Annotated in this window: 26 protein-coding genes; 25 read left to right on the forward strand and 1 reads right to left on the reverse strand. The window is 57.1% G+C overall.

What is annotated here, in order from left to right:
* The first annotated feature begins 412 nt into the window (after positions 1–412).
* The 24 genes from AB4Y96_RS10575 to AB4Y96_RS10690 all read left to right on the forward strand — a co-directional run bounded on the left by AB4Y96_RS10575 (position 413) and on the right by AB4Y96_RS10690 (position 20269).
* On the forward strand, positions 413–1576 hold the full coding sequence (locus tag AB4Y96_RS10575; RefSeq protein WP_441917208.1) for a phage portal protein: 1164 nt from the start codon (positions 413–415) through the stop codon (positions 1574–1576).
* An 18-nt stretch (positions 1577–1594) separates the two neighbouring features.
* Positions 1595–1966, forward strand: coding sequence for a DUF6107 family protein (locus tag AB4Y96_RS10580; protein WP_091880578.1), 372 nt, complete (start codon positions 1595–1597; stop codon positions 1964–1966).
* Positions 1953–2489, forward strand: coding sequence for an HK97 family phage prohead protease (locus AB4Y96_RS10585; protein WP_091880576.1), 537 nt, complete (start codon positions 1953–1955; stop codon positions 2487–2489). Before AB4Y96_RS10580 ends, AB4Y96_RS10585 begins: the two co-directional genes overlap by 14 nt.
* 35 nt (positions 2490–2524) lie before the next feature.
* Positions 2525–3787, forward strand: coding sequence for a phage major capsid protein (locus AB4Y96_RS10590; protein WP_441917210.1), 1263 nt, complete (start codon positions 2525–2527; stop codon positions 3785–3787).
* A 208-nt stretch (positions 3788–3995) separates the two neighbouring features.
* Positions 3996–4556: a head-tail connector protein gene (locus AB4Y96_RS10595; protein ID WP_441917211.1), complete on the forward strand. Its 561-nt coding sequence runs from the start codon at positions 3996–3998 to the stop codon at positions 4554–4556.
* Positions 4556–4891: a phage head closure protein gene (locus AB4Y96_RS10600; protein WP_441917213.1), complete on the forward strand. Its 336-nt coding sequence runs from the start codon at positions 4556–4558 to the stop codon at positions 4889–4891. Before AB4Y96_RS10595 ends, AB4Y96_RS10600 begins: the two co-directional genes overlap by 1 nt.
* Positions 4888–5436 (forward strand): DUF3168 domain-containing protein, encoded by a 549-nt coding sequence (locus AB4Y96_RS10605; RefSeq protein ID WP_441917215.1) that lies wholly within the window; start codon positions 4888–4890, stop codon positions 5434–5436. Before AB4Y96_RS10600 ends, AB4Y96_RS10605 begins: the two co-directional genes overlap by 4 nt.
* Positions 5437–5502: 66 nt before the next feature.
* On the forward strand, positions 5503–5916 hold the full coding sequence (locus tag AB4Y96_RS10610) for a phage major tail protein, TP901-1 family (protein WP_091880568.1): 414 nt from the start codon (positions 5503–5505) through the stop codon (positions 5914–5916).
* On the forward strand, positions 5916–6254 hold the full coding sequence (locus tag AB4Y96_RS10615) for a gene transfer agent family protein (RefSeq protein WP_441917217.1): 339 nt from the start codon (positions 5916–5918) through the stop codon (positions 6252–6254). The genes AB4Y96_RS10610 and AB4Y96_RS10615 overlap by 1 nt, the downstream gene beginning before the upstream one ends.
* Complete coding sequence (locus tag AB4Y96_RS10620) at positions 6251–6478, forward strand: phage tail assembly chaperone (protein ID WP_441917219.1); 228 nt, start codon at positions 6251–6253, stop codon at positions 6476–6478. The genes AB4Y96_RS10615 and AB4Y96_RS10620 overlap by 4 nt, the downstream gene beginning before the upstream one ends.
* Entirely contained in the window at positions 6475–7014 is a 540-nt protein-coding gene (locus AB4Y96_RS10625) for a phage tail tape measure protein (RefSeq protein ID WP_441917221.1), read from the forward strand. Before AB4Y96_RS10620 ends, AB4Y96_RS10625 begins: the two co-directional genes overlap by 4 nt.
* A 10-nt stretch (positions 7015–7024) precedes the next feature.
* Positions 7025–7654: a phage distal tail protein, Rcc01695 family gene (locus tag AB4Y96_RS10630; protein ID WP_441917223.1), complete on the forward strand. Its 630-nt coding sequence runs from the start codon at positions 7025–7027 to the stop codon at positions 7652–7654.
* Positions 7651–8517 carry a DUF2163 domain-containing protein gene (locus AB4Y96_RS10635; protein ID WP_441917224.1) on the forward strand — a complete coding sequence of 289 codons (867 nt, stop codon included), beginning with the start codon at positions 7651–7653 and terminating at the stop codon, positions 8515–8517. The genes AB4Y96_RS10630 and AB4Y96_RS10635 overlap by 4 nt, the downstream gene beginning before the upstream one ends.
* Complete coding sequence (locus AB4Y96_RS10640) at positions 8514–8945, forward strand: NlpC/P60 family protein (protein ID WP_441917226.1); 432 nt, start codon at positions 8514–8516, stop codon at positions 8943–8945. The genes AB4Y96_RS10635 and AB4Y96_RS10640 overlap by 4 nt, the downstream gene beginning before the upstream one ends.
* Before the next feature lie 11 nt (positions 8946–8956).
* The gene (locus AB4Y96_RS10645) at positions 8957–12766 is read left to right on the forward strand and encodes a baseplate multidomain protein megatron (RefSeq protein ID WP_441917228.1); all 3810 of its coding nucleotides are present in this window, start codon (positions 8957–8959) and stop codon (positions 12764–12766) included.
* A 44-nt stretch (positions 12767–12810) separates the two neighbouring features.
* Complete coding sequence (locus AB4Y96_RS10650; protein ID WP_091880556.1) at positions 12811–13029, forward strand: hypothetical protein; 219 nt, start codon at positions 12811–12813, stop codon at positions 13027–13029.
* 93 nt (positions 13030–13122) lie between these two features.
* Complete coding sequence (locus AB4Y96_RS10655) at positions 13123–13419, forward strand: hypothetical protein (protein WP_370647988.1); 297 nt, start codon at positions 13123–13125, stop codon at positions 13417–13419.
* 52 nt (positions 13420–13471) lie between these two features.
* Entirely contained in the window at positions 13472–14143 is a 672-nt protein-coding gene (locus AB4Y96_RS10660) for a response regulator transcription factor (RefSeq protein WP_091880553.1), read from the forward strand.
* A 79-nt stretch (positions 14144–14222) separates the two neighbouring features.
* Positions 14223–15566, forward strand: coding sequence for an ATP-binding protein (locus tag AB4Y96_RS10665; RefSeq protein ID WP_441917444.1), 1344 nt, complete (start codon positions 14223–14225; stop codon positions 15564–15566).
* Between the two features lie 88 nt (positions 15567–15654).
* On the forward strand, positions 15655–16086 hold the full coding sequence (locus AB4Y96_RS10670; protein WP_091881143.1) for a hypothetical protein: 432 nt from the start codon (positions 15655–15657) through the stop codon (positions 16084–16086).
* Between the two features lie 94 nt (positions 16087–16180).
* Complete coding sequence (gene ccmI, locus AB4Y96_RS10675; protein ID WP_441917446.1) at positions 16181–17362, forward strand: c-type cytochrome biogenesis protein CcmI; 1182 nt, start codon at positions 16181–16183, stop codon at positions 17360–17362.
* Complete coding sequence (ccmE, locus tag AB4Y96_RS10680; RefSeq protein WP_112523271.1) at positions 17359–17805, forward strand: cytochrome c maturation protein CcmE; 447 nt, start codon at positions 17359–17361, stop codon at positions 17803–17805. Before ccmI ends, ccmE begins: the two co-directional genes overlap by 4 nt.
* Positions 17802–19793: a heme lyase CcmF/NrfE family subunit gene (locus AB4Y96_RS10685; RefSeq protein WP_441917231.1), complete on the forward strand. Its 1992-nt coding sequence runs from the start codon at positions 17802–17804 to the stop codon at positions 19791–19793. Before ccmE ends, AB4Y96_RS10685 begins: the two co-directional genes overlap by 4 nt.
* Positions 19790–20269 carry a cytochrome c-type biogenesis protein gene (locus AB4Y96_RS10690; protein WP_441917233.1) on the forward strand — a complete coding sequence of 160 codons (480 nt, stop codon included), beginning with the start codon at positions 19790–19792 and terminating at the stop codon, positions 20267–20269. Before AB4Y96_RS10685 ends, AB4Y96_RS10690 begins: the two co-directional genes overlap by 4 nt.
* Positions 20270–20271: 2 nt before the next feature.
* On the opposite strand, the gene AB4Y96_RS10695 is transcribed toward AB4Y96_RS10690, so the two are convergent.
* Entirely contained in the window at positions 20272–21168 is an 897-nt protein-coding gene (locus tag AB4Y96_RS10695; RefSeq protein WP_441917235.1) for an MBL fold metallo-hydrolase, read from the reverse strand.
* A gap of 154 nt (positions 21169–21322) precedes the next feature.
* On the opposite strand from AB4Y96_RS10695, the gene AB4Y96_RS10700 reads away from it, so the two are divergent.
* A complete protein-coding gene (locus tag AB4Y96_RS10700) occupies positions 21323–22861 on the forward strand; it encodes a Do family serine endopeptidase (protein ID WP_441917237.1) in 1539 nt (512 codons plus the stop codon).
* Positions 22862–22976 lie beyond the last annotated feature (115 nt).

Consider the following 22976-nt stretch of genomic DNA (forward strand, 5'->3'; position numbering starts at 1 on the left):
GTGTCCACTCTGGGTTGCTTGGAAAGACCGGGAAATTATTGTAAGGTCTTGGAGTGGGACGCGAGCTTTCCCCCGCGCCCCTTTTCTTAGATGATGAATTGAACCCGGATGACCAGCGTCCAGCTAGTCCGGGTTCTTTTCATTTCTAAGGTAATGTTAAGTGGCAGATACCACATCATTTACCTCCAAGTTTGAGACCAAGGCCATTGCTGTGGTCGGGAGGCCTATCATCCCGATACACCGGCTGGCTCGGTGTTTCCTGCTTCGCCCTCAAAACTTGTTCCGGTTCAACACTTTGCCGGGTTTTTCGAATAGGTCCCCACGAATGCAGGGTTGAAACGACAGCGTGAACTGCTTCGCGTGGTTGTTCCCCTGATTTGATCCATCTCAACAATCAGAGAGAATATTTCCCATGGCACTTCATTGGCCGTGGCGCTGGCGCGCCGCGAATGAACATCCGCGTCTTAACACCAAGGCAGCGCAAGGATTTGTAGCGCTGCAATTTGACCGGGAGGCGCGCTGGTCGCAGAGTGGATATACCGGTCTGTCGCGCCAAGGATTCATGCGCAATCCGATTGTCTACCGGTGTGTGCGTCTTCTGGCGGAAGCTGCCGCTGCAACCCCCTGGCTACTCTACGAAGGGAGGACGGAACATACGCAGCATCCATTGCTTGACCTGTTGTCAGACCCACATCGCGGCGCCGATGGAGCAAGCCTGTTCGAAACGCTGTACGGTCATCTTCTGCTTTCCGGTAACGCCTATATCGAGCGGGTCAGCGCCGGGAACGGTGCAAGCGAATTGCATCTGCTGCGCCCGGATCGTGTGCGCGTCATCACTGGCGATAATGGCTGGCCGGTGGCTTTGGGCTATGGCGTTGGTGCCAGCAAGCGAACCATTGCGCTTGATGACGGTCAGGCGCTGCATCTCAAGCTGTTTCATCCGCTTGATGATCATTATGGCTTTGCACCGCTTGAAGCGGCCCTGATGGCGCTCGACATTCACAATGCATCCGGCGTCTGGAACAAGGCGCTGCTCGATAATTCCGCGCGTCCATCAGGCGCGCTGGTTTATGCGCCTGCAGATACGGCACGTTTGACCGAAGCTCAGTTCGACAGGCTGAAGACGGAACTGGAAGAGGGGTATACCGGCGCAGCCAAGGCGGGACGCCCTTTATTGCTCGAAGGCGGGCTCGACTGGAAATCCATGGGCCTGTCGCCGCGCGATATGGACTTCATTGCTGCCAAAAATGCTGCCAGCCGCGATATCGCTTTGGCCTTCGGTATTCCGCCCATGCTGCTCGGCATTCCCGGTGACAACACCTATGCCAATTATGCCGAAGCCAATCGTGCATTCTATCGTCTGGCGGTGATTCCGCTGATCACGCGTACGGCCAAGGCGATCGGGAATTGGCTCGGCCCTGTTTATGGCGAACGGCTACGGTTGGAACCGGATTTCGATCGCATTGATGGGCTGTCCATGGAGCGTGATGCATTGTGGCAGCGTATGTCTGCTGCGCCATTCCTAAGCGATGACGAGAAGAGAGAGGCTGTGGGATACGCCCGCAAGCCTGATTAAATTTTCGGGAGAAAGATCATGACAAACTGGTCCGATGCCGCCTGGATTCTGGCGGCAAAGGCGGCTGGTGCCATCGCAGGTTCCGCCGTCTCACTTGCCTATATGCTGCCGAAGGACAAGAGCGAGGCAGCCATCCGCTTTATCGTTGGTATAGTCTGCGGGCTCGCCTTTGGCGGGCTGGCCGGCGTGAAGATTGCGTCCGAACTTGATATTGGCGGCCAGCTTGGCGATGGCGAATTGATGCTGATGGGCGCCGCCGCTGCCAGTCTGGCGGCGTGGACGGCACTAGGCATTTTTGCCCGTATCACAGCGCGCATGGGTGAATCAAAATCTCCGCTGGATGGCCCAAGCTCTTCAACAAAAAGGGATATCGCCAATGCTGGAAAATGAGCGAATTGAAAAGAAGTTTGCCGGACTGGCAATAGAACGGGTCGAACTGGACGGAAGTTTCTCCGGCTATGCCAGCCTGTTCGGTGAAGTCGATCTTGGCAAGGATGTGATTGCTCCGGGTGCGTTTGCAGCGTCCATTCGCAAGCGCGGCATCTCCGGTATCCGGATGCTTTGGCAGCACGATGCCAACGAGCCTATCGGCATCTGGACGCGTATCAATGAGGACAGCCGCGGCCTTTATGTCGAGGGGCGTCTGACAACAGGTGTTACGCGCGGTCGCGAGGTACTGGAGTTGATGCGGGCAGGGGCAATCGATGGACTTTCCATTGGCTTTCGCACCGTAAAGGCGAGGGCTGACGGCGCTGGCGTCAGGCGTATTCTCGAGGCTGATCTGTGGGAAATCTCTGTCGTGACATTTCCGATGTTGCCTTCCGCGCGGGTGGGGCAGGTCAAGGCATTACATCCGATTGATGCGGTGCTGGCGGTAAGCCTGCGGGCCGCCGCCCGGCGTATCCGCGCTTGAATCATTCTATTCACTTCACACACAAAGGATTTGAAATGACCGAACAATTTTCGACACCAACACCAACACTGGCACCCGAAACCAAGAGCACAGGCACCCAGAACGTCGCCGAGGCATTCGACGACTTCATGCATGCCTTTGAAGAGTTCCGTCACAGCAATGACGAGCGTATCAAACAAATCGAAAAAAGCGCCAGCGCCGATGTTCTGACGCATGATAAGGTCGAGCGTATCAATCACGCGCTTGATGAGCAGAAACGTGTCATCGATCACATGCTGCTGAAGAAAGCACGTCCGGCTCTGGAAACGGGGTTTAGTCCCTTGCTTGCACTGGAGCACAAGAACGCCTTCGAGGGTTATATCAGGCGCGGCGACGAGCAGGGTGTGCGTTCGATTGAAGCCAAGGCTCTATCCATCGGCTCTTCGCCCGATGGCGGCTACCTTGTGCCGCCAGAGCTGGAACGCGATATCGGAACGCGGCTGGCAGTATTGTCGCCCATTCGTGCGCTGGCAACTGTACGGCAGGTATCAGGCTCCGTGCTGAAGAAGCCATTTGCGGTCAAAGGCCCGGCGGTTGGCTGGGTTGGCGAAACCGATGCCCGGCCACAGACCGAAGCCTCAAAACTGGCGGAACTTCAGTTTCCCACCATGGAGCTGTACGCCATGCCGGCCGCCTCGTCATCATTGCTGGATGATGCGGCAGTTGACGTGGAACAGTGGATTTCCGCCGAGGTAGAGACCGCGTTCGCCGAGCAGGAGGGGCAGGCTTTCATCAATGGCAATGGCACCACCCAGCCTAAGGGGTTTCTAACCTATGAAAGCATCGCCGAAGCGAATTGGAGCTGGGGCAAGCTCGGCAATCTTTCGACTGGCATTGCTGGTGGCTTTTCTGCTTTGGGCGCATCGGACATTCTGTTTGACACGGTCTATACGTTGAAGGCCGGGTATCGGCAGAATGCGAGTTGGGTGATGAACCGCAAGACCCAGGCAGCTGTGCGCAAACTCAAGGACAATGACGGGCATTATCTCTGGTCACCGCCTGCCGCTCCGGGCCAACAGGCATCGCTGCTCGGTTTCCGGTTGAGCGAGGCAGAAGGCATGCCCGCCATGACCACAGGCACGGCAGCCATTGCTTTTGGAGATTTTGCCCGTGGTTATCTAGTGGTCGATCGCACGGGTGTTCGGGTCCTGCGCGATCCCTATTCAGCCAAACCCTATGTGCTGTTCTACACAACCAAGCGTGTGGGTGGCGGTGTTCAGGATTTCGATGCGATCAAGCTGCTGAAATTCGCTGCTTAAACCTTAGCGTTGCATGACCGTTGCATGAACATTGTGCGCCCTTCGACAAGCTCAGGATGAGGGACATGGGTGGCTGCAAAGCCAATTGCAAAGGTTGCAGAACTTGGCTCCCTTTCATCACCCATCTCCTTCATGGTGAGCTTGTTGAACCACGAAGGGCGCACGCTGATCATGCAATCTCTGTCACCTCATTAATTCAGGAAATCCCATGACCATAATTGTAGTGAAGCCACCGGCTGTGGAGCCGGTGGCGCTGGCGGATCTGCGCCAGTTTTTGCGATTGAGCGGGACCGGCGAAGATATGTTGCTCTCCGGTCTGCTAAAGGCGGCACGGGAAACGCTGGAAGCCCAGACGGGGCTTGCGTTGATCAAGCAGACCCAGAGGCTTTATGTCGATCAATGGCCAAAAGATGGTCTGGTCAAAATTGACCGCTATCCGGTGCGGTCAATTGTTTGCGTCACGGCTTACGAGCCGGATGGCGTGCCAGTCATTCTCCCTGTCGCTCACATGCATCTGGAAACAGGTACGCGTCCCGCCCGGCTTCGCCTGCACCGCGAGGACGGTGAGTTGGGCGGACTAGAGATTGATTTCGTCGCAGGGTTTGGGGAAACGGGGCTTGATGTTCCGGATGCGCTCAAGCACGCGCTCATGACGCTGATTGCCCATTGGTATGAGTTTCGCGGTGCCGTTGGCCCTGCCGATCATCCTGTATCCCTGACACCGGCATTCGAGCGCGCTGTAAACCTGTGGCGAAGGATATCCCTGTGATGCTGACGCTGTTTATCGATCCGGGTAAACTGGCGCATGAGCTGCAGCTGGAACGTGCCGTTCTTGTCGATGACGATGTGAATGGCACCGTCGAAGAGTGGCGTGAAATCGCGTCCCTCTGGGCCCATATCGAACCGGCGGGGGCTGCAACGGTTCTCTTTGGTGAGCAGAGCCTGACAGAAGTTACCCATCGCATCACCGTGCGGTCACGCGATGATCTGCAAAGCGGTATGCGCTTGCGCAGGGGTAGCCGCATCTTTCAGCTCATCACCATTCACGATCCCGATGAAACCGGCCGCTATCTCGTCTGCCGGGCACGGGAGGAGGGACTATGAAACTCAGCATGCAGATGACGATCACGGATCTCATCCGGACATTGCGCTGGCGCAAAATAGCGCTGTGTGAAGAGGCAGCAGACGCGTCGCGACCCATCCGGGACGAGCCGAAATCCGGCGGCGAGCGAAAGCCAGAGCCGATGACCAGCGCCGGGCTTCAATTGCAAAAAGCACTGCTCAAGTTACTGAAATCCGATATTGCTCTGAATGAATGGGTACATAGACGCGTCTATGACCATGTGCCGGAGCAGGCTGTGTTTCCCTATATCACCTTAGGGACGACGAGCACCTATGACTGGAGCACATTTACCGAACGCGGCAGCGAGCATTTTCTGACGCTGCACATCTGGAATCGTGGCACCGGCAGGAAAACGGTTTTTGAGATCATGGGCAGACTGGACAGCTTGGCCGTATTGCCCGCGTTCAAGCTGGAAGGGCACAGACTTGTCAGTTTCACTCTCGAACAATCGCAGACTTTTTCCGCCGAAAGCCACGGCGGTTATGCGGGTATCATGCGGTACCGCGCGATGACCGAAGAGCTTTAACCCGGATATATCGATTGAAACAAGGCACCCGTTGAGGTGCTTTTTTGCATGAAAGGAAGTTCAAAAATGGGTGCTCAGAGAGGCAAGGATATCTTGCTCAAAGTGCAGGATTCGGGCGGTAAATTCGTCACCTGTGCGGGGCTGCGGTCCAACCGCATCGCCTTCAACACGGAAACTGTTGACGTTACTGACGCGGATGCAGCGGGACGCTGGCGTGAGTTGCTGGGTGGCAGCGGTGTGCAACGCGCTTCGATCAGCGGTTCTGGGCTGTTCAAGGATGCGCAGTCCGATGCGGTGATCCGGCGAACATTCTTCGCGGGCAATATCCTGACATGGCAGATCATCCTCCCGGATTTTGGTGCCTTGCAAGGGCCGTTCCAGATCACGGCGCTCGAATATTCAGGCAAGCACGATTCCGAAGTCACTTTTGACATCGCGCTGGAGTCAGCCGGTCTGATCAGTTTCACGGAGATTGTCTGATGGCGAACCGGCATCGCGGTGAAATCAATGCGACCTTGGATGGACGCGAATGGACGCTGTGTCTGACGCTTGGCGCACTGGCGGAACTGGAAGACGCTTTTGCCGCAAGTGATATGGGCGCTTTGCTCAAGCGCTTTTCAAGTAGTCCGCTTTCCGCACGGGATGCCGCCAAAATCATTGCGGCAGGGCTGAAAGGTGGCGGCAACAGCCTATCGCTGGAAGAGGTCGCGCAGATGCGAGCCGAGGGTGGTGCGACAGGTTTTGCGCGTATCGTCAGTCAATTGCTGGCGGCGACATTCGGTGAATCAAAACCGGAGCAATCCACCGCAAACCCTTGAATGCCGCAGCAGATTCCCCGGCTGCTTTTCCATGGGCGACCATCATGGCAGCAGGATTTGGGCTGCTGCGGCTTTCCACACGCGATTTCTGGGCAATGACACCACGGGAAATCTGTTCGGCATTCGGGCCGCCCCCAAGGGACGGCGGTCCCACGCGTCCCGTTCTTGAGCTGATGATGCAACAATTTCCTGATGGGCCAACTATGAATGAGGAACAGCAATGACCGAGAAAACGACGGTGCAGATTGATGCCGATACGTCAGGTTTCGAAAAGGCCTTGTCGGACTTGCAGGCCCATTCCGATCAGTTCGGTCGTGCTCTATCCGGATCTCTGAAAAGCGCCGCGCTGAGCGGCAAGGATCTGGGGGATGTACTGCGTCAGCTAGGCAAGAGCATGCTGGACATGGCCTTGACGGAGGGTATGAAACCTCTTCAGGGGTTGGGTTCATCCATGTTCTCAGACCTGCTCGGGGCGCTGGGCGGCGCAAAGCCCTTTGCCAAGGGCGGTGTGGTTTCAGGACCAACCTATTTTGGTGCAGGCGGATCGCTGGGACTGATGGGCGAGGCCGGTGCAGAGGCTGTCATGCCATTGACCCGCGGTGCTGATGGCAGGCTGGGCGTTGCCGCACAAGGCGGTGCCTCGCCCATGCAGGTGGTCATGCATGTGAACACACCGGATGCCAATTCCTTCCGCAAATCCGAAGCGCAACTGACCGGCATGCTGGCACGAGCCGTGCGTCGCGGCGCGCGCACTTTGTAGGATCAATGAGATGCAGGCTTTTCATGATATCCGGTTTCCGCTCGGCGTATCCTTTGGCGCGTCGGGTGGTCCGGAATGGAAGAATGAAATCGTGTCGCTGACCTCAGGGCACGAACAGCGCAATGCGCGCTGGGCCGCCTCGCGCCACCACTACGATGCGGGAACAGGCGTGCGGTCGCTGGCCGATCTGGAAACGGTACTCACATTCTTTGAAGCGCGGCGCGGTTCGCTGCATGCGTTCCGGTTTCGTGATCCGTTTGATCATCAGTCCTGCGCGGCGGGAAAGCCGATTGCCGCTACGGATCAGGCGCTGGGGCAAGGCGATGGAAAGCAAGCGATATTCCAGCTGCGAAAACACTATGGCGATCATATCCGCCTGATCACCAAGCCGCAGGTGGGCTCGGTACGGGTTGCGGTCGCAGGCGTCGAGAAGCGGGAACCCACCGACTTTGTTGTCGATGTCTTGACGGGACGGATCGTGTTTCAGCCGGGACGATTACCGCCTGCCGGGTCTGTTGTGACCGCAGGCTTCGCCTTTGATGTTCCCGTTCGTTTCGATGCGGACAGGCTGACCATCAGCATCAAATCCTTTCAGGCGGGTGAAATCCCGACCATTCCCATCATCGAGGTAAAGGCATGAACCGCCTTCCTGCCGCGCTTGAATCACATCTTTCGGCGGATGTGACAACCCATTGTTTTTGCTGGGTCATCCGCCGGGCGGATGGCATTATCCACGGTTTCACCGATCATGATCAGGTGCTTATGATAGATGGCGTTGCCTGCGAGCCGCAAACCGGCCTTACCGCCAGCGAAGCGACAAGTGCTTTGGGATTGGCCGTGGACAGCGCCGAGGTTGAAGGTGCCCTGTCGTCGCTCAGTATCACCGAGAAAGATGTGGAGGCTGGCGCCTTCGACAATGCAAGCGTTGAAACATTTCTGGTCAATTGGACTGCTCCGGATCAGCGCATATTGTTGCGGCGATCAAGGATAGGCACAGTCACCCGGTCGGGCAGTCATTTTGTTGCAGAACTGAAAAGCAGTGCTGTCGATCTGGACAAGGTGAAGGGGCGGCGGATAACGCGGCTCTGCGGTGCGCAGCTTGGGGATGCACGCTGCGGCTATCGGGGCGGTGCGCAGAAAGGAACCATTGTTCGCGTGATATCGGACAGAGCATTGGTTGTCAGCGGGTTGCACGCACATGATGTGAACTGGTTTTGCAACGGCTTGCTCACCTGGCAATCTGGCCGCTCCACGGTGGTGATCGGACATCAACAGTCAGCGGAAGGCATACGGCTCGACCTGCGCGATGGCCCGGTTCCTGATATGCAAACCGGTGACGCATTCTCACTGTTGCCGGGCTGCGACAAGAGCTTTGCCACCTGCAAGGTCAAGTTTGCCAATGCAGCGAATTTCCGCGGCTTCCCGCATCTCCCCGGCAATGACGCCGCCTACAACTATGCTGACGGTACAGGCAATTTTGACGGCGGAGCGCTGGTGTCATGACCATTGCTGATGAAGTGGTCGCCGAGGCACGGCGCTGGATAGGCACGCCTTACCGGCATGGCGGTTCCACATGGCAGGTGGGCTGCGATTGTCTGGGGTTGGTGCGTGGTATCTGGCGCGCGCTCTATTGCTGCGAGCCGGAACGGGTTCCTGTCTATTCCGCCGACTGGGCGGAGGCCGGGCAGGGTGATCCGCTCATTCAGGCGGCCAGCCGGCATATGCGCATCAAGACTAGTGGTGAGATGGCGGAGGGCGACCTTATCATCTTCCGCTGGCGCGATGGGGTGGCAGCCAAGCACCTCGGCATTGTCACCAGCGAGGATTGTTTCATCCATGCCTATGAGAGGCACCGGGTCATGGAATCCACTCTCGTGCCGCAATGGCGCAACCGCGTTGCGGCAGTGTTCGCCTTTCCCGATCACCAATAGGATTCATCCGAATGGCAACGCTTATTCTTCAGGGGATCGGTGCATATATCGGCGGTGCACTGCTTTCGGCGGGCGGCTATCTGATCGACCGTGCCCTTTCCAGCGCCAAACATGTCGAGGGCGCACGATTATCATCAATGCGGCCTATGACCGCCGAGGAAGGCGCCGCGCTGCCAAAAGTCTATGGCTCCGTGCGGCTGGCAGGCACTCTCATCTGGGCGACGCGTTTTGAAGAGGTGAAATCCAGGCATAGAAGCGGCGCCAAGGGCGGGCCGAAGGTGACGAACTATTCCTATGTTGCCAATTTTGCCATTGCCCTTGCGGAAGGGGAAATCAGCTTTGTCAGGCGTATCTGGGCCGATGGAAAGGAAGTGGACCAGAGCGCGATTAATATGCGTATCTACAAGGGCACGGCATCGCAACTGCCCGATCCGCTCATCGAAGCCAAGCAGGGAACGGGCAATGCGCCCGCCTATCGCAACACCGCCTATGTGGTTTTCGAGCGCTTTCCGCTTGAAGTCCATGGCAACCGTATTCCGCAGTTTCAGTTTGAAGTGGTGCGTGCCGTCGGTGCGCTGGCACAGAACCTGAAGGCAGTCGCGCTTATTCCGGGAGCCACAGAGTTCGGTCTGTCACCTTCACTCGTCACCAACGAGCCAACACATGGTGAAACACACGGTCTGAACCGCAATTGCCTGCAGGGTGCGACTGACTGGCAGGCTTCATTGGATGAACTCCAATCGCTTTGTCCGAACCTTGAGCATGTGGCCATTGTTGTGCCGTGGTTCGGCACGGACCTGCGTGCGGCGCGCTGCACCATCCGGCCGGGTGTGATGGACAGGGAAGGCTATGGCGAGAGCGAGGAATGGCGGGCTGGCGATGTCAAACGCGACGAGGCGCATCTGCTTTCGCGCATAGGTGATAGCGCCGCCTATGGCGGTACGCCGTCGGACCGCAGCGTCGTCGAGGCAATCCGTTCCGCCAAGGCGAAGGGGCTGAAGGTCACGCTTTATCCCTTTGTCATGCTTGACATAAAGGCCGACAATAGCCTGCCCGATCCCTATGGCGGGGCAAGGCAGGCGGCCTATCCGTGGCGGGGCCGCATCACCTGTCATCCTGCGCCCTATCATCAGGGTAGCAGCAACGGCACAGCGGCTGCTGCGCGGGAAGTCGCCGCATTTTTGGGTACAGTCGACACCGGCGCGTTCCGGGTGAAGGGCGAGAATGTCGGCTATCACGGCAAGGCTAATGACTGGGGCTACCGGCGGTTCATCCTGCATCTGGCCCATCTTGCTGTTTGCGCCGGTGGTGTCGACGCTTTTTTGCTGGGCTCAGAGCTGTGTGGCTTGACGATCATCAGGGATGAGGCAGACCACTTTCCTTTTGTCTCAGGGCTTTGTGCCTTGGCTGCTGATATACGCACGGTACTTGGCAGCACCTGCACCCTAACCTATGGCGCTGACTGGAGCGAGTATTTCGGCCACCATCCGCAGGACGGGTCCGGGGATGTCTATTTCCATCTTGATCCGCTCTGGGCACATCCGGCCATCGGGGCTGTTGGCATCGACAATTACATGCCGCTCAGCGACTGGCGCGACGAGGATTACAGTATTCCGGGGCCGGATGGTTTTACGGGTCCCTGTGATCTCGGCGCATTGCGGGGCCAGATCGCGGGCGGCGAGGGTTTTGACTGGTACTACGCGTCGGATGTGGATCGAACGTCGCGCCGCCGCACACCCATCACGGATGGTTCCGGCAAGCCGTGGATCTATCGCTATAAGGACATAGCGGGCTGGTGGAAGAACGCTCATTTCAACCGCAAGGCTGGCATCGAGAGCGCCGAGCCAACCGAATGGCGGCCAATGGGAAAACCATTATGGTTCACCGAGATTGGCTGCCCCGCAGTCGATAAAGGGCCAAACCAGCCCAATGTCTTTCCCGATGCCAAGTCGTCAGAGGGTGCATTTCCCTATTTCTCCGATCGCGGGCGCAGCGACCTTGCGCAGAACCGCTTTTTGCGCGCGCATCTTGAATATTGGCGCAGCCATGGCGGAGCAATGCTGGATACAAGCCGTATCTACGTCTGGGCTTGGGATACAAGGCCGTTTCCCGCCTTTCCGCTCAATCGCAGACTCTGGTCTGATGGCGATCACTGGATGACAGGGCATTGGTTGAATGGCAGGCTGTCGGGTGTCGCACTTGATGAACTGATCGGTGCGGTTCTTGCCGATTTCGGCGTCACACAGGTGGATGCTGAAGGGGCGGATGGTTTTGTCAGCGGTTTCATCGTTGAAGAACCGACCAGCGCACGAGCCGTTCTTGAACCACTGCTGGCGGTTTTCGGTGTCAATGCCTTCGAAGAGGGGGCGACGCTGGTTTTCCAGAGCGCATTGCGGATGCATATGCAAACGCCGTTGATTGATGAATTTGGCGAACCGGAGGATGCGGGACCGGTCAGCCGGAAACTGCACGAAATAATGGAGCAGCCTGCGCGGATCGAAATCAGCTATCGCGATCCGATGCTGGACTATCAGGCGGCAATGGCATCGGCGGAGCGGCTGGACGGCAAGGGAACGGAAAACATGGCCCTTCCCGGTATGCTTGATACGGGCCAAGCGAAAGCTCTTGCGGAAAACTGGATGCAGGCCCGCCGGGCGGCGCGGCGTACCGCGAATTTCGAACTGCCATGGAAATATGCGGCGCTCAAAGCGGGTGACCGTATCCGGCTTGATACCACTGCGCCGGTAAAGGACTACATCATTACATCAATCGAAGACGGGGCAACGCGGCGGATCGAGGCGAAGGGGTTGCCCCGGCATGTCAGCTATCCGAACAAGGCGCCATTGCCAGCTCCAACAGAAGCGGGATCATCGGCGGTGTTTGGGCGTCCCAGCTTCCATCTGTGCGATCTGCCGATGTGGCCGGGCGCAGAAAATCCCGTTGATCAGTTGCGTGTTGCTGCCTTTGCCCGGCCATGGACGGGCGCCAGTGTTTACGCTTCCCCGGAGGATACCGGCTTTGAACCACGGACGGTGGTGGCAGACCGTGCAGTAATGGGCAGACTGGTGGACATTCTGCCGGGTGGTGTCAGTGGTCGCTTACTGAACAATGCCAGCCTTGAGGTCGAACTCCACTTTGGCGAATTGCGATCCACCACATTGCCGCAATTGTTCAACGGAGCAAATTCGGCACTGCTCGCAGCGCCGGATGGACACTGGGAAATCCTGCAATTCCTCAATGTACAGGAAGTTCAGCCGGACAGATGGCGATTGGCCGGGCTCTTGCGCGGGCAATGTGGAACAGAGCGGGAGGCTCTTCAGTCAAGAGAAAAAGGTGCGGTGTTCATTCTCCTGGATGGAGCCGTATTACCAGCCGGATTGAAGGCACGCGAAACCGGTTTGGCTTTGCATTGGCGTATTGGCGCGTCGGGTCAGGATTTGTCAGACCGGTATTTTAACACGGTAACGGCAACCGGTGGCATCAGAGCAGTTGAACCGCTCGAACCCGTCCACATCAGGAGCAGGCTGCGCGACAATGGTGACCTGCATGTTTCATGGATTCGCCGTGGTCGGATTGATGCGGATAGCTGGCTGGCGGTGGATATCCCCTTGGGTGAAGACCGCGAAATTTATCGGATTGAAATACGCAACAGCGGCAAATTGATCCGGTCTGTCGAGGTCAGACGGCCGGAGTGGACCTATCCGGCGGCAGAACGTCTGTCTGATTTTGCCAGTCTTTCTGCGCCTGTCGATTTTCGTGTGGCCATGATGTCCGGCACTGTTGGCACAGGCAGATTCGCCCGGACGATTTTAAGTTTATAGATAAAAACCCTTTAGAATCAAACTGTTTCAGAAAGGAATTGATTATGACCAATGAAAAACCCTGGTATTTGTCGAAGACCATCTGGGCCTCGATTGTCACTGTTGTTTTGTCCTGTTCGAGCTTCTTCAATGTCTCGCTCGACCATGACGTCGAAGCTCATCTTGCCGATACGATCATGCAGTTTCTGACCGCGCTCAGCGGAATCGCCGCATTTTTTGGTCGATTGAGTGCAACGACGCTCATTTCACGTAAAGAAATATGATGTTAAAAGACGTGACCTGTGGCACCAATGGTTCGTGCCACGTCCAACTGTTCATGCATCGTTCAGACAGCAATTGATAATAATGACGCCATGATGAAAAACACACGTTTCTCTTTGCCCCTAGCGGCCCTGATTTCAGCATCCGGCGTGTTCCATGCCGGGGCGGTTCCGATTGCGCCTGATGCATCGCAGAACAGTGCATTGCTTCAGCTGGCTGCGGCTGACTGTTCTGCGGTCGGCCAGCAGGTGGCGGAGTCACAGGGTGGAACCCTTGCCCGCGCCACGTCCCAGACGCAGAATGGTCGCGAGGTTTGCGTGATCGTGGTCCTCATTCCCGGCAAGGACGGTGAACGTCCACGCCGTGTCGAGGTTGCGGTGCCCGCAAACTGAACCGGATGTTGCCTGATCCGTTTTTCAGCTTATCCGGCAGGGGAAAGTGCGCATGAGAATACTCATCGTTGAAGATGATCGTGATCTGAATCGTCAGCTTGTCGAAGCGACGACCGAAGCTGGCTATGTGGTCGATCATGCATTTGATGGCGAAGAGGGGCATTTCCTCGGCGATACGGAACCCTATGATGCGGTGATTCTCGATATTGGCCTGCCGCAGATGGACGGGCTGACGGTGCTCGAAAAATGGCGCCGTGACGGTCGCATCATGCCGGTATTACTGCTCACTGCGCGTGACCGCTGGAGCGATAAGGTTGCCGGGATTGATGCCGGTGCCGATGATTATGTGGCCAAGCCTTTTCATATCGAGGAGGTGCTGGCGCGTCTGCGTGCTTTGATTCGCCGCGCGGCGGGCCATGCGTCATCGGAAATAAGCTGTGGGCCGCTGCGGCTCGACACCAAGACGTCAAAAGCCACGGTCAGCGGCACAACGCTGAAGCTGACCTCACACGAATTCCGCCTCCTGTCCTATCTCATGCACCATATGGACGAGGTTGTTTCACGCACGGAACTGGTGGAGCATCTTTATGATCAGGATTTCGACCGCGATTCGAACACGATCGAAGTCTTTGTTGGACGTTTGCGCAAGAAAATGGGCATTGATCTGATCGAAACGATCCGCGGCATGGGCTACCGCATCAAATCGCAGGACAGCAAAGCCTGAGTGGCGGGAGCAGGGCAAACGCGTGAATATACGATTTACCCGTTATCTTCCCAATTTCCGTTCGCTTTCCCTGCGCGTTATCCTCTTTTCGACGCTCTGGACCATTGTTTCCTTCGTTGCCATCGCCACGATCATCTCGGCACTCTATGGCGAAGCACGCCAGCACAGCTTTCAGCAGCTGCTCTCCGCGCATCTGTTCAGTGTTATCGCCTCGGTGAGTGTCAATGACGGTACGCTGGTCGGGCGACCTGATCCGGGCGAAGTGCGCTATTCCAGCCCATTTTCCGGCTGGTATTGGTCTGTTGACCCCGTTGCGGACAACCTGAAGGGATCGCTGCGCTCGATCTCGCTCGGCGGTAAAACCGTCGATTCGCCATCAACCCTGATGGTTCCTTTCGATACATCGTTCCAGCGCTCCTACACGGAACCGGGCCTCAAGGGCGAAGAACTTTCCATTGTCGAGACGGAAGTTGTGCTGGATGCGGAAAACCGCGTCGCACGGTTTCGCGTCATGGGCAATTTGAGCGAACTGGAAGGGGAGATCGCCGATTTCCGCAACACGCTTTACTTCTATCTCGGCTTTTTCGGTGTGGGTGGAACGCTCATCAATGCGGCGGTTATCCTGTTCGGCCTGCGTCCGCTGGATCGTGTGCGTCAGTCGCTTGCCGATATCCGGGAGGGCAAGGTGTCTCGCCTCGACGAGGATCTGCCCATCGAGATCGCACCGCTGGCGCGGGAAATGAATGCACTGATCGAAAACAACCGCCGTATTATGGATCGTTCGCGCACGCAGGTCGGTAATCTTGCTCATTCCCTGAAAACACCACTGTCGGTTCTTGCCAATGAAAGCCGCACGATTGGTGGGGCAAAGGGCAAGATTGTTGCCGAACAAAGTGCCGCCATGCAGGTGCAGATCCAGCACTATCTGCAACGGGCACGAGTGGCGGCACAACGCGACAGCGTGGTTTTCCGCGCGCCTGTGACGCCTATTCTCGCCCGTTTGGTGCGCGTTACCGCCAAGCTCAATCCGGGTATGGACCTGAGTTTTGTCAATGAGATGCCTGACGCCGTCTTTGCCGGCGAACAGGAAGATCTTGAGGAAATTGTCGGCAATCTCCTGGAAAATGCCGGTAAATGGGGGCGCAGTGCAATTCGGCTCACCCTTTCCGTGGCCAATCCGGAGACGATGGAAAACGCCTTTGACATCAGCGTTGAGGACGATGGTCCGGGTCTGGCGCCGGGGCAGATCAAGGACGCCTTGACACGCGGCAAGCGCCTTGATGAAAGCAAACCGGGAACCGGGCTTGGCCTGTCCATTGTCCACGATACGGTGCGCGAATATGGCGGTGCTTTGCGTCTCGAGCGAAGTGAAGCACTTGGCGGTCTGTGTGCACGCATTGTGCTTCCGGTGGCCGGAGACTGAATCGAGCTTGCAACTATGCGTCCAATCAGGTCATAAGTAATTGCTAGCTATTGCCTATATGACAAGGCCCCGTAAAAACGGACCCATGATGAAATCCCAGATTGCTCTTTCGCTTATTACTGTTCTTCTTCTGTCTGCCTGTTCGACCACGTCAGGTCCCAAGGCTGGCGGTGGCACATTCGCCCGCCTGACCGGCAAATCGTCCGAACCCGCCACATCGGATGTACTGGCCGCGCTGGGCAGAGGATTGATCGGCAACGCGTCGCTTGAACCTGCTGACCGTAAACGCGCATTGCAGGCGGAATATCAGGCGCTGGAATATTCCCCTGCGGGCAAGGCAATCGAGTGGAAAAACAGCGCGGGAAGCCGCAGCGGTGAAGTGGTTGCGGCGCAGCCCTATCAGGTCGGTTCGCAGAACTGCCGGCAATACACTCATACGATCCGCATCGATGGAACGCCGCAGACAGCGCGCGGAACAGCCTGCCGCAATGAGGACGGCAGCTGGACACCCCTCAACTAAGTCGTAGCCTGATCATTCAATCGCTTTGCGGCGAATTGCCCTATCTGCGAAATCCATTTGGATTTTGCAGCGCTTGGAGACTATGTCTCAGCTCATGATTTTCTGGATTTCCGCTGCACTCTTGACCGTTGTCGCAACGCTTGTCGTGCTCTTACCGCTCACGCGACGCGTCAAGACAAGCGTCTCGGACGATACATATGATGTCGAAGTGTACCGCGATCAGTTGCGGGAACTGGAGGCGGACGAAAAGCGCGGCCTCATCGATGCGCTAAGCGCCGAACAGGCGCGTGCAGAAATAAGCCGGCGTTTGTTGAAATCCGCCGCTGCAGCGGAAGCTGACAAATCAGTTTTCCGTCCACAAAAGAGCGCGACCCGCGAGTGGGCAACACTCGCAACAGTATTGGCCATTCCGCTGATTTCCTGGAGTATTTATGCCAAGACGGGTTCACCTGATCTGCCCGCGCAGCCTCTGGCTGAACGTCTCGCACGCCCGGCGGATCAGGCAACACCTGCCGAGCTGATCGCCCGCGCAGAAGCACATCTCACGCTCAATCCTGACGATGGTCAGGGCTGGGAAGTGCTGGCACCCATCTATCTGCGCACCGGCCGTCCGGCTGATGCGGTAACCGCCTATCGCAACGCCATACGGTTGAACGGAGACAGTGGTCCCCGGCAGATTGGTCTTGGCGAAGCCTTGTCTGCGGTTGCCGGGGGCACAATGACGCCGGAAGCCGAAGCCAGTTTCAACCGTGCGCTGGCTATCAATCCCGGCGATATGCGCCCGCAATTCTTCATCATCAATGGCTGGATGCAGCAGGGCAAACTCGTGGAATCCCGTGATTTGATCCGCAAATTGCTGGCTGATGCACCGAGTGATGTGCCGTGGCGTGACGAAGCGCAGGCGGCGTTGACACGTCTCGACAAGGAAATCGCCGGCGACGCACCCGATGTCAGCGATATTGACAGAGCGACCGGCCCGGACGCATCGCAGGTGGAAGCCGCCGCGTCCATGAATGTGCAGGACCGGGCGGCGATGATCGAGGGCATGGTGGCCAGTCTTGCCGAAAAGCTCAAGCAGTCGCCCGATGATGTGGAAGGGTGGGAAAAGCTCGTCCGTTCCTACGTAGTTCTTAACCGGCCCAATGATGCGCTGGAAGCTCTGGCCAATGCTCGCAAAGTGTTGAGCGGTGATAAGCTTGCGCGCCTTGACGCTGTCGCAGATGATCTCGGACTGGCGGAGCAACCGGGTGACTCCGTGCCGGAGAAAAAGCGATGACACGCAAGCAGAAACGGCTTTCGGTGATTGGCGGCGCCCTGGTGGTGCTGGCCTGTGCTGCCGGACTGGTGCTGTTTGCGCTTCAACAACGCATTGCGTTCTTTCGTATGCCATCCGACATTGCCGCTGCCGACCTGCAATCGGAATCGCGCTTCCGGCTGGGTGGACTGGTTGAAAAGGGCAGCGTGGTGCGCGGCGAGGGAACAAAGATCACCTTTGCGGTCACTGACCATATCAAAAGCGTTCCCGTAACCTATGATGGAATTCTGCCCGATCTTTTCCGTGAAGATCAGGGTGTGGTCATTGAAGGCAAGTTTGCGCCCGGTGGGGCTTTTACGGCTGATAGCGTTCTTGCCAAGCACGATGAAAACTATATGCCGAAGGAAGTTGCCGACAGTCTGAAGGCCAAGGGTGTGTGGCAAGGGGAGAACAAGCAGCAATGACGGAACTCGGACATTTCGCTTTGGTTCTGGCGCTTGCCCTGTCCATTATACAGGCTGTCGTGCCGGTCTGGGGCGCACGGCGCAATGACGACCGCATGATGGCCGTTGCGGTACCGGCTGCCTTCACCGTCTTTGCGCTGATTGCGCTGGCCTTTGTGGCCTTGACCTCTGCCTATGTCGCTTCGGACTTTTCGCTGCAGAATGTCTGGGAAAACTCCCATTCGCAAAAACCACTGCTTTATAAAATCACCGGTGTCTGGGGCAACCACGAAGGCTCCATGCTGCTGTGGGTACTGATACTCGCATTCTTCAGCGCGCTGGTTGCCTTCTTCGGCAACAATCTGCCGCCGTCCCTTAAAGCCAATGTGCTTGGCGTGCAGGCATGGATCGGCTCCGCCTTCCTGCTCTTCATCGTTGCCACATCCAATCCATTCACCCGCATCACGCCTGCGCCGATTGAAGGACAGGATCTCAACCCGATCCTGCAGGACATTGGCCTCGCGATCCATCCGCCGCTGCTTTATCTCGGCTATGTCGGCTTTTCAGTGTGTTTCTCCTTTGCCGTTGCAGCGCTTATCGATGGGCGTATTGATGCGGCGTGGGCCCGCTGGGTGCGTCCGTGGACGCTGACTGCATGGATGTTCCTGACTGGCGGCATCGCCATGGGCTCCTACTGGGCTTATTACGAACTTGGCTGGGGTGGCTGGTGGTTCTGGGATCCGGTTGAAAATGCCTCTTTCATGCCATGGCTGGCCGGAACGGCACTGCTGCACTCGGCATTGGTGATGGAAAAGCGCTCGGCGCTGAAAATCTGGACAGTACTGCTGGCTATCCTGACCTTCTCCCTGTCGCTGCTCGGCACATTTCTGGTGCGCTCGGGCGTGCTCACCTCGGTCCATACATTCGCGACCGATCCGGGGCGCGGTCTTTTCATTCTCGCCATTCTCGTGTTCTTCATCGGCGGATCGCTGGCGCTGTTTGCCCGCCGCGCGCAGACGCTGGCACCCGGCGGCCTGTTCCAGCCCATCTCGCGTGAAGGCGCGCTGGTGTTCAACAATCTTTTCCTGACGACGGCGGCTGCGACCGTGCTGATCGGCACGCTCTATCCGCTGTTGCTTGAAACGTTGACTGGCGAAAAGATTTCCGTCGGTGCCCCGTTCTTCAATATGACTTTCGGTCCGTTGATGATCCCGCTCTTGGCCGCCGTGCCGTTTGGACCGCTTTTGGCCTGGAAGCGCGGCGATATACTCGGCGTTGCCCAGCGCCTGATGATGGCGTTCTTCGTTGCGCTGCTTGTCGTGGCCGTGGTTCTCTACAAGACATCAGGCACAGCAATTTTCTCCGCGTTCGGCATTGGGCTCGCCTTCTGGCTGATGCTTGGCGCATTGACCGATCTTTCCCTGAAAGCCGGTATCGGCAAGGCTCCGTTCGCCATCATGCTGCGCCGTCTGACCGGGTTGCCGAAATCCGTATTCGGTACGGCATTCGCGCATTTCGGCCTTGGTGTAACCCTGCTTGGTATTGTCTCTGTCTCGACCTTTGCCACGGAAGACGTGACAGTGATGAAGCCGGGCGAAACATTGCGTGTTGCCAGCTATACCCTGCGCTTTGACCGCATTGATCCGGTCAAGGATTCGAATTTCACCGAAGATCAGGGCAAGTTCACCATTCTCGATGGTGCAGCGCGCGAAGTTGATACGCTGATGTCGTCAAAACGTTTCTATCCCGTGCGCAAGATGCAGACGACGGAAGCGGGTATCAAGACGTTCCTGTTCAGCCAGCTTTACGTGTCGCTCGGTGATGCCACCAAGGATGGCGGCATTGTCGTGCGCGTCTGGTGGAAGCCCTATGTGACACTGATCTGGCTCGGTGCGCTGGTCATGATGGCAGGCGGTGCCATGTCGCTGGCAGACCGGCGGTTGCGGGTCGGTGCGCCGGGCAAGGCCAAAGCCGCAAAGACGGGCCGGGCGAAAGGTGCCATGGCATGAGGCGCGTATCTGCAGTCTTTTTTGTGCTGCTAACCGCCCTTTGTCTCGGCGCAACGGCTGCACAGGCGGTTTCGCCCGACGAAGTACTGCCCAATCCGGCACTGGAGACCCGGGCACGCACTATTTCCACCGAACTGCGCTGCATGGTGTGCCAGAACCAGTCGATTGACGATTCCAATGCTGATCTTGCCAAGGATTTGCGCATTCTTGTGCGCGAACGCCTGACGGCGGGCGATAGCGACGAGCAGGTGCTGGATTTCATTGTTGCCCGTTATGGCGAATTCGTTCTTTTAAAGCCGCGGCTGATGCTGAGCACAATCCTGCTCTGGGGATTTCCCATCGCCGCTCTGGTGGCAGGTGCCATCGTGATTGGCGTTTCAATTGTTCGCCGTCGTCGTTCACCTGTCGAAACCACCCCGCTATCGGATAGCGAAAAGAAGCAGTTGAAGAAGCTTCTGGCCGCTTCCAACGACTAGAACTATTTGCCGGATGCCTTGAGTATCGATTCCACATTCTGCGTGTGGACAGGTTCATATGGCGCGTAATAGGTCAGTATATCCGAACGAAAATCTTCCGCAATGAAGGTAAGCAAATCCTCATTTGCCAGCCCCGGCTCGTCGCGCAGACGCATAAGTTTTCTCACATAGCGTCCCGTTGCGGCAATCAGTTCCGGCCCGTAACCACCGGCAATGATCACATTTTCCGCACCATGATTGGGTAGAATTTTTTCGATGTCCCAGGTCGATATGCGCTTCAGATCAAGCAAATGGTTTTCCAGCCGCTCCGGTTCGGCCACATAGGTTATTGGTTCTTCCAGCGTATCACCTGCAAACAGCAGCTTGAGCTGCGGCAGGATCATCACGGTGCCGTCATGGCTGTGAATATCCACATGACGCAATTGCACCTCGATATCGCCAATCTTCAGATCGCGCCGGTCTTTGAAGATACTGTTTGGCATGACAAGCGGCCGGACAGGTGGTGTGCGATTCTCCAATGTATTCTTGTTATCGCTGAGCGCCTTTGCCGTCAGGTCATTGGCGATGATCTCACAATCGGCAAAAACCGCATTCCCTGCTACGTGATCAACGTGCCAATGACTGAGCACGACGCGGATGTGGCGGACGCCAACCTGATCAAGCCTGTCGCGGATCAGCGCGGCATGAGCGTTGGAAATACTGGTGTCGTAAACAAGCGCTTCCTCGCCAGAAACGATGGCATAGGAGCAGACGCCGAGCGCATAGGCCCCATCGTCAAGCCAATTTGGCTCTGTGGAGTAGGCGCGAACGCCGTCCAATCTGCCATCGTAAAATGCGTAGACACCTTCATAGGGCTGGTGAACCCGCATTGTGGAACCGAGCGGCGGCATGGATGCCATATGAACTATCTCCAGTGAACAACGAATCGTAGCGCCAAAGAATTATCTTACAAATTTGTCATGTTGCGGAAATGGCGGCGTAACGTTCTTATCTGTATCACTGTTGGTTATTAAGCGGTCGGATTTCCGATCGGGCGTCCAAGGAGAAAATTTTATGTCTAACAATCGTACGTCCTCCACTTACCGCAAGGGCATTGCTGCCGCGCTGCTCGCCTCGGCGCTCGCCGGGGGACTGCTGGCAACCGGCCCGCTTGCAGCCATTGCGCCAGCGCAGGCTGAAGCGGTGCGTGTTGATGGTGCGCAGCAGCCCGGCTTTGCCGATGTTGTTGAAAAGGTCAGCCCCGCCGTCGTCAGCGTTCGCGTCAAGAGCGCAGTTCAGCAGACATCCGATGATGGTTCGGGCATTCCGGGCTTTGATCAGCTCCCTGACGATCATCCGCTCAAGCGCTTCTTCCGTGATTTCGGTGGCCCGAACGGGCAGGGCGGAATGCAGCAACGCAAGGGCGGTCCGCGCGACCACCAGAATCGACCAGATCGCGTACGTCCGACAGCCCAGGGTTCCGGCTTCTTCATCTCCGAAGATGGCTATCTCGTCACCAATGATCACGTCGTGGAAGACGGCAGCGCTTATACCGTTGTCCTCAATGATGGCACGGAACTTGATGCCAAGCTGATCGGCAAGGACAAGCGAACCGATCTCGCCGTGCTCAAGGTCGATGACAAGCGCAAGTTCACCTATGTGTCCTTCGGCGATGATAACAAGATGCGTGTCGGCCAGTGGGTCGTTGCCGTCGGCAATCCGTTTGGTCTCGGCGGTACAGTGACTGCCGGTATTATTTCGGCCCGTGGCCGCGATATTGGTGCAGGCCCCTATGACGATTTCCTGCAGATCGATGCAGCCGTCAACAAGGGCAATTCCGGTGGTCCTGCTTTTAACCTGAACGGTGAAGTCGTCGGTATTAATACCGCGATTTACTCGCCATCCGGTGGCAGCGTCGGTATCGCTTTCGCCATTCCGTCAACGACAGCCAAACTTGTCGTCGATCAGTTGATCAAAACAGGTACCGTGTCCCGTGGCTGGATCGGCGTGCAGATACAGCCTGTCAGCAAGGAAATCGCTGAATCGCTCGGCCTTTCCGAGGAAAAGGGTGCGCTGGTTGCCGAACCGCAGTCCGATGGACCCGCCGCGAAGGCCGGTATCCAGTCTGGCGACGTCATCACCGCTGTCAATGGCGAGACGGTTTCCGACCCGCGTGATCTGGCCAAGAAGATCGCTGCGATCAATCCGGGCCAGAGTGCCGAGCTGAGCGTCTGGCGCAAGGGCGAGGCCAAGGCCGTCAAGGTATCGATCAATTCGATGCCGGGCGATGAAAAGCAGGCATCCAAGAGCGACAACAACAGCAAAACACAGGATCAGGCTTCAGTATTGGATGATTATGGCTTGACCGTAGTTCCATCCGATGATGGCAAGGGCGTTGTCGTTACCGATGTTGATCGCTCCGGCGATGCGGCCGACAAGGGCATCACAACCGGTGATATCATCGTCTCGGTCAACAATAAGCCTGTTAAGAGCGGCTCTGATATCGATGCGGCTATCGTTGAAGCATCAAAGAGTGGCCGCAAGGCGGTCCTGTTGCAGGTCCAGACCAACGACCAGTCGCGGTTCGTGGCTCTGCCCATCAATCAGGGCTAAGGCCGACACCAACGAAAACGGGCAGCGGATATTTCCTATCTGCTGCCCGCCTGCCATCCGGAGCATCATTCATATGATGCTTACCTCTGTCTCGAAACCGGCTTAGTATAAACGC

This window comes from Phyllobacterium sp. TAF24 (assembly GCF_052113785.1).
Lineage (GTDB): Bacteria > Pseudomonadota > Alphaproteobacteria > Rhizobiales > Rhizobiaceae > Phyllobacterium.